This is a genomic window from Paenibacillus sp. FSL L8-0158 (assembly GCF_038592965.1).
Lineage (GTDB): Bacteria > Bacillota > Bacilli > Paenibacillales > Paenibacillaceae > Paenibacillus > Paenibacillus polymyxa_D.
Genome location: NZ_CP151949.1, coordinates 1,404,220 through 1,417,713, shown reverse-complemented (window position 1 = coordinate 1,417,713; position 13,494 = coordinate 1,404,220). Strand labels below are relative to the sequence as shown.

Sequence of the window (13,494 nt, the reverse complement as noted above, 5' to 3'; positions counted from 1 at the left end):
CGGTCCTGTATTCGCAAGGAGCTAATTGAGTATGAGTCAATCTTCTACTGTACTAACATCCAAAGGTTTTGATCATAGCTCCCACATGAAAAGCGGTTTTTGGTTGGTCGCAATTGGAGCCGCCTTGTGGGGCGCTGATCCGCTGTTTCGTATTATTTTGCTAAAATCATTTACTTCAACACAAATTGTACTAATGGAGCATGTGCTGCTCTTCCTCGCTCTGACACCGATGTTGTGGAAGCATCGTGAGGAACTCAAAGCGGTACGGCTTCGTCAAGTTTTCGCTATTTTGTTCGTCTCGTGGGGCGGCTCGGCTCTGGCCAGCGTGATTTTTACCATGGCACTCAGCAATGGTGATTTGAATGCTGTACTCTTGCTCCAGAAGCTTCAACCACTGGTCGCTATTGTTCTAGCCCGTATTATTTTGAAGGAAATGTTGCCGCGTCATTTTGGATTATTAATTGTCGTCGCTCTGTTCGGGACGTATCTTCTGACCTTCGGTTGGTCGCTCCCCTTCGGGCATGTTCGTGATTTTGTCCAGGTCGGTAGTCTGCTTGCACTCGGTGCAGCAGTTCTGTGGGGCGGTTCGACAGTCATGGGAAGCTACTTGCTTCGTTCAATGAAATATGAAACGGTAACCTCTCTCCGCTTCATGGTGGCGCTCCCTCTGCTGATTGTCCTCACCTCTGTAGAGCATGCGCCATGGAATATGCCTGCCGGTACATGGGCGGGCGCAGCTGTGATTATCAATCTGCTATTGCAGGCATTGCTTCCGGGTCTTCTTAGCTTATTGCTATATTACAAAGGCTTAAGTACGACCAAAGCGTCTTATGCTACGATGGCAGAATTGAGCTTTCCCATGGTGGGTGTCGTGATTAATTGGATCGCATTTCAGCAAATCGTTACTGTAGCGCAATTAACTGGTTTTATGCTCATCTGGATTACGCTCTTTATGATTTCACGTCAGCAAAAAAATTAACAGTTTAATGTCCCTTTCATGACTCATCCAAGCCAAATCGTGAAGATGCTTTTGCATCTCCGATTTGGCTTTTTATGTATTCGTATTCATATAAAACATAGTTCTTTAGACCCGTTTTTCAAAAAAAGTGTCTAAAATTTGCTACTATTCCTCGTTTCCCAAAGATTACATCTATAAAATTCGTCGGTTTATGTCGAATAAAACAATGTAGTGATCATCAGACACAGAGGAGCAAGAACTATGACTAAAACAAAACAAGCAGTTCCGTGGTGGAACAGGTTTCTCAAGCAGTTTTATTTAATGAGGACAAGATTAATAATATCTTTTTTGGCTGTGTTATTGATTCCAAGCGTACTTATCGGGTACTTTTCCTATCAGGGGGCTACGACACAACTCAGTCAGCAAATGGGCGGTTCCGTATACACGAATCTGTATTTGATCCGAAGCAATGTCAATCAGTATGTAGCGCCCATTATGAAAGATCTGGACGTGCTTACCACTGAAATCAATTCTGATTCCATCGGTACCAACCAAGAAGCCCTTCAGAAAAAGTTAGATGTTATCGTCAAGGCTCACCCCGAGCTAGATGCAGCGCTTCTCGGCAATGAGAAGGGGCAATACATACGTTCGCCGAAAAAACAGGAGTCCGATTATGATCCCAGGGAGAGAAAATGGTACAAAAACGCGATGCTGGAAAAGGGTAAAGTATTCGTCGGTGTTCCAGTTGCCAGCGTCACGACAGGGAATTTAGTCGTTAATATATCGGGAACGCTGGAGGACGGTGAAGGCGCTGTTGCATTGGCTTTGAATCTGGACAAGATGAGTGAAAGTCTGCAGTCTGTTAAGATTGGTGAACGCGGAGGACTCATTATTGTTGATTCTGAACATAAAGTTGTATCTGGGACTGGAACAGCCTTTAAAAATACAGGCAAAAAAGCGGCTGACGCCATAGAAGGACTTCCCGAAGTGGCGACAACCGTCGAAAATGATACTCCTTCCATGTCGCAAATTCAATTTATGAATCGAGATATGCTGGCCTTTACACTTAAGGACCCTCTCACCGGTTGGAGCATTGTCGCACTGTCGGATCTGGAGGATTATAGTGATGCAGCCCAACCAATTCTGAAGCAAAGTCTGATTGTGATTGTTATTTCCATACTTGCCGCTGCGATCATCATTGTGCTTATGGTTCGCTCGTTCTTAATTCCGCTGCGCAAGCTACAAGCAGGAACACGCATCGTCCGTGACGGAAATCTGACCGAACGTGTTAATCTATCCAGCAAGGATGAGTTCGGCGAACTGGCACAGAATTTTGACCAGATGACGCATTCCTTGCATACGATGGTTTCAGAGGTCAACCAAACCTCCTCCCGACTTGCTTCCTCTTCCCTGATAATCAAGGAAAGCACAGAGCAAACGACGGAGTCCGTACAACACGTAGCGGAAACGGTTATGGAATCCGCGGAAAATGCAGCCACCAGCGCCGAGGCATCCGAGCAGACCGCTAATGCCGTTGAAGAAATGGCGAAGGGTGTCAGCACCATTGCCGAATCGGCAAGCTCCATCGTGGATTCAGCAGGACAAACCGAGCATGATGTGGCTCAAGGCAGTCAAATGATCAGTAGTGTACGGACACAAATGGACCGTATTCTGGAGGCTGTCAGCCAAACGGCTAGCCTAATGGATGAGCTATCCCAGCTCTCGGACGATGCGAAGCAAATGAATACGGCTATTGCCGCCATTGCCAAGCAAACCAATTTGTTGTCTCTGAACGCGTCTATTGAAGCTTCCAGAGCTGGCGAAGCCGGGCGTGGATTTGCCGTAGTCGCTATAGAGGTACGCAAGCTGTCTGAGCAATCCAAGGAAAGCGCGGATTCCATCAGTCAGATTATTACTCAGATGCTCGATTTGATTCAACGCTCTACCGCTACCATGAACGGTAATGTTCGTAACCAGGTAGGTGAAGGCATGCGTATTAGCCAAGATGCAGAAGGTGCATTTACGAATATTGAGCGCTCTACTTCTCATATCGTGGAACAAATTCAAAGTGTGTCCGCTGCTGCTGAACAAATCTCAGCCAGTACAGAGGAAGTCTCCGCCACCGTTACCCATTTGGCAAGCCTGTCTCGCAATTCGGCGGACAGCTCGCAGACAACATCTGCTGCTGCTCAGGAACAAATGGCGGCCATGGAGGAAATCGCCTCTTCGTCACAGGAGTTGTCCAACATGGCGCAGGATTTGCAACAGCTGGTTAAGCGATTCAAGATTTAACTCACTACACATTGCAACGTTGTGATTTCATGCAAGTAAGAATGAGCAGCAGTACATCTAATTACTAGAGGTTTTTGCAGAAATCCAATAAGCGACTGGAATCGAATTTTGCAAAATCCTGACTAACAAAAGCCTTCGTCCGTATACAAATTACGGGCGAAGGCTTTTTACATTTGAGTTCTTGGGATGCTCTCTCTTGTTTACTTATATGGTCATCTGACCGGTTAACTGACGGCGTCTGTCTCCTTCGGGGTCGTGCTCCATTTTAATATCCTGATGGAAAATAGCTGTAGTCCGCTCTTCCCTGTCGTACATCGGCCAAACACTCTCGGGTAGCATAGGCTTCCCATCACGTGCAAAAGCAACCCATGCCTGCTGCATATCTTGTGCCAGCTTCTGCATCGACGGTTGAATCTCTAATCCAAGCTTATCTAGCTGCTCCAGATTATCGAAAACAAACGCAATTTCTGCACCGTGAACCGCTTGTCCAAATGTAGGGTGCCCCGACAATGTCCAATCAAATCGATACATCCATACAGGCGTATGCGCCGACTGAGCAACAGCAAGAGCCAACGCAGGACGCCAAAAAAATAGATCAGTCAACATTTGGGCCTGACCCTCAATTGTAACCGGAAATGGTTCTATCAGGTCGCCGAAGTCCGACATACCCGTCATCATTTCCAAAGCCTGACTCGCTGTTGACTTGTTCATCAGATGGGATTCTTTTCGGATGAAATAGGCCCCCTCATGCAAGTTCGTTCCAATCAAAACGGATACCTGTTTTGCTGAACCTTGCGCGATTGCAGACAGCGGTACATCTGGCAGGGTCACACCGTCGACAACGGGTTGATAGATCATCGCCATCCCTGGTCCGATGACTTCATACGTCTTCTCCATAGCTAGCATCAGCGCATCTGTCGGCAACGTAAACAACCGTTCTGGATGCTGAGTGTCCACACCCAGCTGCTGCAGATACACAGCCGTCACTTGCTCGGCCTGTGCAGTTGGCAATACCTGCGACGCACCGCTCTGTAAAATCGCACGCCGGAACAGTCCCTCAGCTGTTGGCATCGCCAATAAAGCGGCAATACTCATCGCCCCTGCAGATTCACCGAACACCGTCACTTCGTCCGGGTTACCGCCAAAGGCAGAGATGTGATCCCTAACCCATTCCAGCGCAGCGATCTGATCCAGTAGTCCCGCATTAGAGGTCAGTCCATCTCCCTTTGGAGTCAGATGCAAAAACCCTAACGGCCCCAATCGATAATTGATTGTAACAACCACAACATCGCCATTCTTCGCCATGCGTTCCCCGTCATATAAAGGTATAATCCCGGACCCCGTGACAAAGGCACCGCCATGAATCCACACCATCACTGGGCGTCCCTTCTCAGGAGCCTTAGAAGCAGGTGTCCAAATGTTCAGGTATAAGCAATCCTCTGACTGCTTAGGCGGTTCCACCAGATTTCCAGTCATACTTTCAGCGGATGGCATAGGTTGCGGACAGATTGGCCCAAAACTCGTCGCAGCCCGCACACCCTCCCAAGACTCCAAAGGCTGGGGCGCGTGAAAACGTAGTTTTCCAACAGGAGGCTGCGCATATGGAATACCTTTCCATACATGATATCCATTTCTCGATTCCCCACGTAATTGACCTAGACGAGTATGTACTGTAATACTCTCCATCATGAAGCCCCCTTTATTTGGTATGTTCAACACAACGGTATAATATCAATCTTTACATATCTCTATTATACCCTTTGCACACGGCCAAACCAAAAAATACCGGAAGCACTTTTGCGCTCCGGCATTTTTATAAACAAGATAGGGAAATAGCGATTAATCCCGAACTTCTTCTTTTGGAATCAGCTTGTAAATTTCTTCGCTTTCCATAGAGTCAATTAGTCGGTCTAGCCACTTGTAATAAGCGATGGCCTGCTTCATTTTCAAACGGTCTTGCTGAAGAATTGCCTTAAATTCCTCGTACTCTTCACCCTGATTCATCAATTTGTCCAGCTCATCAATAGCTTTGCGCAGCACCAGTAAATTTGTTTCAACCGCTTTTCTCCATTTAATAGCGAAGAAATCAGTGAATGTTTGATGCCAGTCATATTCAACTTCATACAAATCCTTGCGTGAGCCCTTGCTCCATACCTTATTTACCATTTTCAGATCCAATAATGTTCGAACGCCTGTACTCATGCTCGTTTTGCTCATTTCCATTTCACGGCCCATCTCGTCCAGCGTCATCGGTTTATCCGCAAAAAAAAGCAAACCGTATAAATGCCCCGCAGACAAAGTGATCCCATACAGGTCCATGTTTTTACCTATAGCTTCTATGACACGTTTGCGAATTTTTTGCAGCGAAGCCTGCTGCTCATCACCTAACTGGTACAAGCTCATGCTTGCAACCTCCTAATTTTAGAGCATTTTGCACAACCTAGTATGAACGATTTACCCGTAAAAGATTAGCTTTGACGCAATATATGAAATCTTTCAACAATAAATGAAATGTTTCAAAAGCAAAGCTTCTGTCTATATTACAACGGCATGGGTCGTTCAAAATCATAATTCGCAAAATTGCTAATGATAGTAAACTTTTAAAATTATGGATATACATAAATCTTTTTCTTATGGTTATATTTCATTGTCTATTTTAAAAAAAGCACTATCGGTTGTAAAGTTCCGAATGTTTGAGCATTCTATAGAACGAAGGAGCATATTGAAGGAAACTTTGTACAGTTTTTTCTGTACGTACTTTATGAACAGTTTTTTTGTTTGAAATGTAAGCAATGCTTCTGTTACAATTAATTTTGTCATTAACCGTTCAGGATGTTCAGAATTATGATTTTTATACTCAATCCTTAATGCAACATGGGGTTAATACCAAGCAAAGTATAGAAAGAAGAGGTGTATGTATGACGATTTTGGAAGTCAAAAATGTCAGCAAACTCTTTGGTCCTCACGCAGAGCAAGGTGTTCCGCTCCTGGAGCAAGGCTGGGGCAAGGAAAAGTTGGCCAAAGAAAAACAGATTACTGTTGGTGTCAATAAGGCCAACATGGAAATTAAGCAAGGTGAAATTTTCGTAATTATGGGGCTATCGGGCAGTGGCAAGTCCACTTTGGTGCGAATGCTAAATCGCTTGATTGAGCCTACCTCCGGTGAAATTCTGGTCCACGGCAAAGATCTCCGTAAGATGAACAAAGAACAACTTCGCGAAGTTCGTCGTAAAACCATCAGCATGGTTTTTCAAAAATTCGCCCTGTTCCCACATCGGACTGTACTAGAAAATGTAGAATATGGTCTTGAAATTCAAAAGGTAGAAAAAGCACAGCGTCAGGAAAAGGCGCAACAAGCGCTGGAACTGGTTGGTCTTAAAAACTGGGGCGATAAAATGCCCGATGAATTAAGTGGCGGTATGCAGCAGCGTGTCGGTCTGGCACGGGCGCTGGCTAATGACCCTGAAGTGCTTCTGATGGATGAAGCTTTCAGTGCATTGGACCCTCTCATTCGCCGTGACATGCAGGATGAGCTGTTGGAGCTTCAAGATAAAATGAAGAAAACCATTGTGTTTATCACCCATGATCTGGATGAAGCGCTGCGGATTGGTGACCGGATTGCATTGATGCGAGACGGTGCGGTCGTACAAATCGGTACACCGGAAGAAATTATGATCCAACCGGCTAACTCTTATGTAGCCCGCTTCGTCGAGGATGTGGATCTGTCCAAGGTATTGACGGCTGCTCATGTCATGCTTCGTCCAGAAACCATCACCATGGATCGTGGTCCGCGTGTGGCTCTGGAATTGATGCGGGAGCGTGGGATTTCCAATTTGTTCGTCATTGACCGCACCAAAAAGCTACTGGGTGTTATTAACGCCGAGGATGCTGTTCATGCACTACGCAATAATTTGAAAATTGAAGATATTTTGATCACGGACGGACCGCAGGTTGCTGCCGAGACAGTCATTAATGATTTATTTGAAATTACAAGCTCGTCCAAGGTGCCGCTGGCTGTGGTCGATGACAAGCAAAAGCTGCTGGGCGTTATCGTCCGTGGAGCATTGCTCGGCGCACTTGGTGGAGATGTTACCACTACGAAGGAGGTGAATGCCCATGATACCGAAACTGCCAATCGCTGAGTGGATTCAATCCATTGTAGACTGGATGGGTATTCATCTGGCTGGATTGTTTAATGTTATTTCTTCCATTATAGAAGCGGTAGTAGGCTTTTTCTCAGGCCTGTTCATGCTTCCGCACCCTCTGGTGTTCATCGTAATCATCGGGATTATCGCCTTTATGATTGGGCGGGTTCAGCTTACGCTGTTTACTGTCATCGGCTTCCTGCTGATTGATAATCTTGGTTATTGGAGTGAAACAATGAATACGCTCGGACTGGTCATCACGTCTGCGCTCGTATCCATTGTTATCGGGATTCCCATCGGGATCTGGTGTGCATACAGTAAATCCGCATCCCGCATTATCACGCCTTTACTTGATTTTATGCAGACGATGCCTGCGTTCGTGTACTTGCTCCCAGCAGTTACTTTTTTTAGCCTGGGTGTTGTGCCGGGTGTTATCGCATCTGTTATCTTTGCTATCCCCCCAACCATTCGCATGACCAACTTGGGGATTATGCAAGTATCAGGTGAGCTGATCGAAGCCTCAGATGCTTTCGGTTCAACATCTGCGCAAAAGCTGTTCAAAGTTCAGCTTCCACTTGCATTGCCTACCTTAATGGCTGGTATTAACCAGACCATTATGCTGTCACTGTCCATGGTTGTCATTGCTTCCATGATCGGTGCAGAAGGCATCGGTGCCGTTGTGTACCGTGCTGTGACACAGTTGCAAATCGGTAAAGGTTTTGAAGCCGGTCTAGCTGTTGTCGTTCTGGCTATTGTGCTTGACCGTTTTACGCAAAACCTGTTTAAACCTACGCAAAAAGGCAAAAGTCGCGTATCCAGCAAGCAAAAAGTATGGATTACTTCTGCAGTTACAGCTGTCATTTTGATCGCTGGTGCATCCCAATATTTTGTGGGTACGGATCATTCCGCATCTGGTAAAGGTAACGCTGCTGCCAACCCGGTTGGCGAAGAAGTCGGTTACAAAATTATCGGTATTGATGCCGGGGCAGGCATTATGAAATCAACTGCAAAAGCAATTCAAGACTACAATTTGTCTGATTGGAAGCTCGTTGAAGGTTCCGGTGCAGCCATGACAGCCACACTGGACAAAGCCATTAAAGCGAAAAAACCGATCATTATTACAGGTTGGACTCCTCATTGGATGTTCAACAAGTATGATCTCAAATATTTGGAAGACCCTAAGAAATCTTATGGTGAAGCCGAGGGTATTCATACGATTGCCCGTAAAGGATTGCAACAGGACGCTCCTATCGCTTATGAGTTTCTGAAACGTTTTAAATGGACACCAGAAGATATGGGTGAAATGATGGTCGCCATTCAAGCTGGGACCAGTCCTGAGCAAGCTGCTAAGGATTGGGCGGAGAAACATGCCGACAAAGTTCAGGAATGGACCCAAGGACTGCAACCTGTCAATGGTGACACCTTCAAGCTAAGCTATGTAGCTTGGGATTCTGAAATTGCCAGTACGAATTTGCTAAGTTATATTTTGGAGAACAAACTGGGTTACAAAGTAACCGCACTGCAAGTGGAAGCAGGTCCTATGTGGACGGGTGTCGCTAGTGGTGATGTAGATGCTTCACCTGCTGCATGGCTGCCGTTAACCCATGCGGATTACTGGGCTAAATACAAGGATAAGCTCGACGATCTGGGGGCTAATATGAGCGGTGTTAAAACCGGACTGGTCGTTCCAGCTTACATGGATGTAAAATCGATTACTGATTTGCAGGATAACGGAGCTGAAGCAGCTCCGGCTTCCGCCACAACTGGAGACTTTGGCAAAGAGGTCGGCTACCGCATTGTCGGTGCTGACCCTGGCGCCGGAATAATGAAGCTGACCGCTAAAGCTATTAATGACTATAGCTTATCCGACTGGAAGCTGCTTGAAAGCTCTGGAGCTGCTATGACCGCTACACTGGATAAAGCTATCAAAGCCAAGCAACCTATCGTCGTAACAGGTTGGACTCCTCACTGGATGTTTAACAAATATGATTTGAAATACTTGAAAGATCCTAAAAAGGCGTACGGTGATAAGGAAGAAATTCATACGATCGCCCGCAAAGGCTTGAAGCAAGATGCACCTGTGGCTTATGAATTTCTAAGCCGATTTAAGTGGACTGCTGAAGATATGGGTGAAGTGATGATCGCGATTCAGGACGGTACTGCCCCACAGCAAGCTGCCAAGAATTGGGCTGATAAACATCCTGACAAGGTTCAGGAATGGATCAAGGGTCTGCAGCCGGTCAACGGCGATCCTTTGAAGCTAAGCTACGCTGCTTGGGATTCTGAAATTGCCAGTACGAACGTATTGAAATATGTATTGGAACAAAAATTGGGCTATAAAGTAACAGCTCTGCAAGTGGAAATCGGCCCGATGTGGACTGGCGTGGCTGGCGGAAGTGTAGATGCTACCGCAGCCGCTTGGCTTCCATTGACGCATGCTGATTATTGGGCTCAATACAAGGATAAGGTGGATGACATCGGAACCAGCATGACTGGCGTTATGTCCGGGCTTGTCGTTCCATCCTATGTGCCGATTGATTCTATCGAGGATCTTAAGCAGCCGCAATAATATATTTCCGCTTTTAAACCATACGAATAAGCAAAAGGCAGATCAGGGTTTACTCCTGATCTGCCTTTTTATGATATCCATATTTAGAGTTACTCTCAGCCTTTTAGCGTGAATCCTTCTTGAGCGGGCACATCGGCATGCTGCTCCGTCGTCTGGTGCTGTCTAAAGAATAACGGATAGATCGCAAAAGACACCAGCAGACTCACACAACCAATGACGCCTAGAGCAATCATATCTTTGAAGATGTATGTGATATCCAGTCCTTTGAGCGTGATGTTCCGTACAGCATCCAGATAATACGTCAGTGGCAATATCTCAGCAAGCCCCCGCAAGAAGCCGGGCATAGCCTCTAATGGCCACGTATAGCCTGACAGCATAAAGGAAGGAACAGCAATCAGCATCAGGGTTTGGGTCGCATCTACTCTGGTTTTGGAAAAGAGACTGAACAGGAAGCCTAATCCGCACAAGGCAAAGTTAAAGACCAGCGACACTAAAATCAATGGCATTACCTGTCCCCTAAACGGAATATCAAAGTATAGAGCGCTGATACTGAATACAGTCAGCACATTGAAAGCTCCCGCCGCATAATACGGTGCCAGTTTGGCAATAGCCAAACGCCAAGGGGTATTTCTCCATGCACCAAATCTTCCCCAAGTCCCTGCTTCCTTATCACGTGTGCAGGACAACGCAATCCCAAGCAACAGACACTGCTGGAGAGCCGCAGAAATAACCCCCAGCGGCATGAAAAGCTTATAATCATATACCGGGTTAAATAGTACCCTGGACCGGAACGGGATGGTAGTCAGCGTTGAGGCAGCCTGATCGGCGTTCATTCCCTTTTGCTTCATGGAATTGACCGATACTCCAGCGCTCACGCTGCTAATGACCTGATTCGCAATCCGACTGGCGCTATTGGAATACATCATATTACTGCCGTCAATCAGCGTGAGCACAGGTGGATTCTCCCCATGCTTAAGCCGAGTGGTAAAGTTGTCGGGAATGACGATTCCGACCTTAGCTTCTCCTGTCTCTACTTGACGGACTACATCATCCTGATTGTTTGCTTGCCGTGTAACGGCAAATGAGTCGGTCGAATCGAACGCCTGAATGATCTGGCGACTGAGCTGCGAATTATCTCCATCGTACACGGTGACAGGCATCTCGGTAATCCGCTGATGTGAATACAGGAAGCCAAATAGTATCGTATACACAATCGGCGTAATCAGCAGAATAGCCATAAAGCGGCGGTCCCGGAAGATGCTCAGCCATTCCTCGCGAAACACATCGCGGATACGAAGTCTTTCCTGTGAATCCTGCATATTACTGCGCCCCTTTGCCTGTAAACAGAACCGTGGAGCCTGTTGGAACCGATGCAGCAAGGTCTGGCAATGCTACTTTAACACCGAAGGAACGGACATCCTTGTCACCGGAGCTTTGGCTCGGTTTTTGAATGGCAAAGTCAGCAGCCGATTCTAACAGAATGACTTTACCCTTCAGCTCCTTACCGCCAGACAGCAATTTAATTTGGACAGTATCCCCTGCTTGAAGGCCATTCAGAGACGTTTCAGGTACATAGAATTTAGCCCAACGTTGTGTCGAAGTTTCAATAGTATAGACCGGGAATCCTGCGCTAGCCATTTCACCTAAGCTAAGCGACTTGGATTTTACGATTCCATCTTCGGCCGCATATAGCGTCGTGTAGCTCAAATAGGTCTGAGCCTCTTGAAGCGCGGCTTCCGCTTGGGCTACCTGAGCATTGGCTCCTGCAACCGCAGATTGAGCCTGCTCAACTGTGGATTGCGCCGCCTTCACGGCGGATTGCGCTTGTTCTACCGAAGCCTGAGCAGCTTTGACATCTTCCTGTTGCACAGCAACTTTGCCCGCTCCTGCCTGTGCTTCCTTCACCGCAGCCAAGGCTTGACGGTATTGAGCTTCAGCCGCCGTAATTTCCTCCTTGCGGCTTCCCTCCCGTGCCATATCCAATTTTTGCGACTCTGCATTATACTTGGCCACTGCCTGTTGATGTTCCAATGTCGCTTGATCCAAAGATGCCTGGGTTGCTGCTCCGGCTTCTTGAAGCTTTTTGGCACGCTCTAGATTTTTAACGGTCAGATCCAGCGTTTCCTTGGCTATCTTCACAGATACTTGCAATTGCTCAAGCTCCTGCGGTCTTGCCCCGCTCTTGAGCGCATCCAGTTTTGCCTTGGCGGCGTTCGCAGCCGCTTTGGCCTGTTCGATCTGGCTGGAGGATGCCTCAGCGGTCACACTGACCGATGTCGTACCTTGGCTCTTCTTGGCCTGAGCGGCGCTTACAGTAGCCTGTGCCTGGCCTACGCCTGCTTGAGCCTGCAACACACTGGCTTTTGCTTTGGATACATTACTCTTAGCTGCCAGCAACGCCGCCTGTGCCTGCTTCACCTTATCTTCCAACTCGCGACTTTCCAGATGGGCTAACACCTGCCCCTTTTTAACCTGATCGCCTTCTTTGACGAGCATCTGATCAATCCGTCCTGCCATTTTAAAGCTGGCATTGAGGGTATCCGACTCCACATAAGCCGTAGGTATGGAAGAAGACTGATCCGCAGACAAGCTGCTCCCACCCCGTGGGAAAGCAGTCAAGGCATAAATTCCTACCGCGATTAAAATAATAAGTACGACGTAAATCGTATATTTTTTAGCTTTCATGTTTTCATCACTCCATCTGTCTATTAATGTTGCATGCCCAATGCATTACACACAAATACTTCAATACTTTCTCGAACCTCTTGCAGATTCATCGTTTCGCCCCAAACCATGGACCGCATCGGAGCGAAAATGTAAATCCCAAATAAGCAATTGGCTGTTGTTTTGGCATCCAGCTTACTTGAAATTTTCCCATATAACTTACCGGAATCGATCTCCGCCTCCATAAAATCAAAATAGTCTGCCAACACCTGCCTAATATTAAAATGCTGTTCCTGTGAGACCCATCCCTTGCTAACCAGTAAACGGCAAAAATCCGGCTCTCTCCCAATGAACTCAATATGTACTTGGATCAGCTTGCGAACCCTCAATTCTACCTGATCCATAGGAACCTGAGCCATCGCTTCATGGATATCCTGCACAAATCGCTCCATCCCCATCTTCAAAATGTAAATGTACAATTCTTGCTTGTTTTTAAAATTGTAGTACAGGGTTCCTTTGGCTATGCCACAAACCTTAGCAATTTCTTCCATGTTTGTTTCGTTAAATCCTCGTTCGGAAAAAGCTTTAAGTGCGCCGTTAAAAATAATTTCCTTCGTTTGCTGTTTCATGCTTCCTCCTTTTTTGAACTGACCGTCCAGTACAAAAATTATGTATTTATTATAAGCCCATCTTTAGTTACCCAGCAATAGGAAAAATGAAAATAATTCATTTTAGACATTTCGTCTAAACGCTTATTCTAAAAAAATAAAAATGCAAAAACGGATCGAATAAGTGAGGGGGTCACTCATTCGATCCGCTATGTCATAAAATCGGATGATAAGGGGGCCATTCTACAGATTATCAAC

General features: G+C 46.5%; 9 protein-coding genes. 4 read left to right on the top strand and 5 right to left on the bottom strand.

The window, feature by feature from the left end; translation table 11 throughout:
- The first annotated feature begins 31 nt into the window (after positions 1–31).
- Positions 32–979: a DMT family transporter gene (locus tag NSQ68_RS06360; protein ID WP_307348551.1), complete on the top strand. Its 948-nt coding sequence runs from the start codon at positions 32–34 to the stop codon at positions 977–979.
- A gap of 240 nt (positions 980–1,219) precedes the next feature.
- On the top strand, positions 1,220–3,250 hold the full coding sequence (locus tag NSQ68_RS06355) for a methyl-accepting chemotaxis protein (protein WP_342428322.1): 2,031 nt from the start codon (positions 1,220–1,222) through the stop codon (positions 3,248–3,250).
- Positions 3,251–3,454: 204 nt separating this feature from the next.
- Here the strand turns inward: NSQ68_RS06355 and NSQ68_RS06350 are convergent, their stop codons facing one another.
- Positions 3,455–4,936: a carboxylesterase/lipase family protein gene (locus NSQ68_RS06350; protein WP_342429085.1), complete on the bottom strand. Its 1,482-nt coding sequence runs from the start codon at positions 4,934–4,936 to the stop codon at positions 3,455–3,457.
- 153 nt (positions 4,937–5,089) lie between these two features.
- Positions 5,090–5,653 (bottom strand): GbsR/MarR family transcriptional regulator, encoded by a 564-nt coding sequence (locus tag NSQ68_RS06345; protein WP_307348545.1) that lies wholly within the window; start codon positions 5,651–5,653, stop codon positions 5,090–5,092.
- A gap of 515 nt (positions 5,654–6,168) precedes the next feature.
- On the opposite strand from NSQ68_RS06345, the gene NSQ68_RS06340 reads away from it, so the two are divergent.
- Positions 6,169–7,392 (top strand): glycine betaine/L-proline ABC transporter ATP-binding protein, encoded by a 1,224-nt coding sequence (locus NSQ68_RS06340; RefSeq protein WP_029516322.1) that lies wholly within the window; start codon positions 6,169–6,171, stop codon positions 7,390–7,392.
- On the top strand, positions 7,367–9,964 hold the full coding sequence (locus NSQ68_RS06335) for a glycine betaine ABC transporter substrate-binding protein (protein ID WP_342428321.1): 2,598 nt from the start codon (positions 7,367–7,369) through the stop codon (positions 9,962–9,964). The genes NSQ68_RS06340 and NSQ68_RS06335 overlap by 26 nt, the downstream gene beginning before the upstream one ends.
- A 95-nt stretch (positions 9,965–10,059) precedes the next feature.
- On the opposite strand, the gene NSQ68_RS06330 is transcribed toward NSQ68_RS06335, so the two are convergent.
- The 3 genes from NSQ68_RS06330 to NSQ68_RS06320 are packed head-to-tail and all read right to left on the bottom strand — an operon-like array spanning position 10,060 to position 13,257.
- Entirely contained in the window at positions 10,060–11,283 is a 1,224-nt protein-coding gene (locus tag NSQ68_RS06330; RefSeq protein ID WP_342428320.1) for an ABC transporter permease, read from the bottom strand.
- Position 11,284: 1 nt separating this feature from the next.
- On the bottom strand, positions 11,285–12,649 hold the full coding sequence (locus tag NSQ68_RS06325) for an efflux RND transporter periplasmic adaptor subunit (protein ID WP_235307717.1): 1,365 nt from the start codon (positions 12,647–12,649) through the stop codon (positions 11,285–11,287).
- Positions 12,650–12,672: 23 nt separating this feature from the next.
- Entirely contained in the window at positions 12,673–13,257 is a 585-nt protein-coding gene (locus NSQ68_RS06320) for a TetR/AcrR family transcriptional regulator (RefSeq protein ID WP_025721531.1), read from the bottom strand.
- Positions 13,258–13,494 lie beyond the last annotated feature (237 nt).

Coding starts and splice junctions, on each gene's coding strand:
- NSQ68_RS06360 (WP_307348551.1), top strand. CDS start 32: ATGAGTCAATCTTCTACTGTACTAACATCCAAAGGTTTTGATCATAGC.
- NSQ68_RS06355 (WP_342428322.1), top strand. CDS start 1,220: ATGACTAAAACAAAACAAGCAGTTCCGTGGTGGAACAGGTTTCTCAAG.
- NSQ68_RS06350 (WP_342429085.1), bottom strand. CDS start 4,936: ATGGAGAGTATTACAGTACATACTCGTCTAGGTCAATTACGTGGGGAA.
- NSQ68_RS06345 (WP_307348545.1), bottom strand. CDS start 5,653: ATGAGCTTGTACCAGTTAGGTGATGAGCAGCAGGCTTCGCTGCAAAAA.
- NSQ68_RS06340 (WP_029516322.1), top strand. CDS start 6,169: ATGACGATTTTGGAAGTCAAAAATGTCAGCAAACTCTTTGGTCCTCAC.
- NSQ68_RS06335 (WP_342428321.1), top strand. CDS start 7,367: ATGATACCGAAACTGCCAATCGCTGAGTGGATTCAATCCATTGTAGAC.
- NSQ68_RS06330 (WP_342428320.1), bottom strand. CDS start 11,283: ATGCAGGATTCACAGGAAAGACTTCGTATCCGCGATGTGTTTCGCGAG.
- NSQ68_RS06325 (WP_235307717.1), bottom strand. CDS start 12,649: ATGAAAGCTAAAAAATATACGATTTACGTCGTACTTATTATTTTAATC.
- NSQ68_RS06320 (WP_025721531.1), bottom strand. CDS start 13,257: ATGAAACAGCAAACGAAGGAAATTATTTTTAACGGCGCACTTAAAGCT.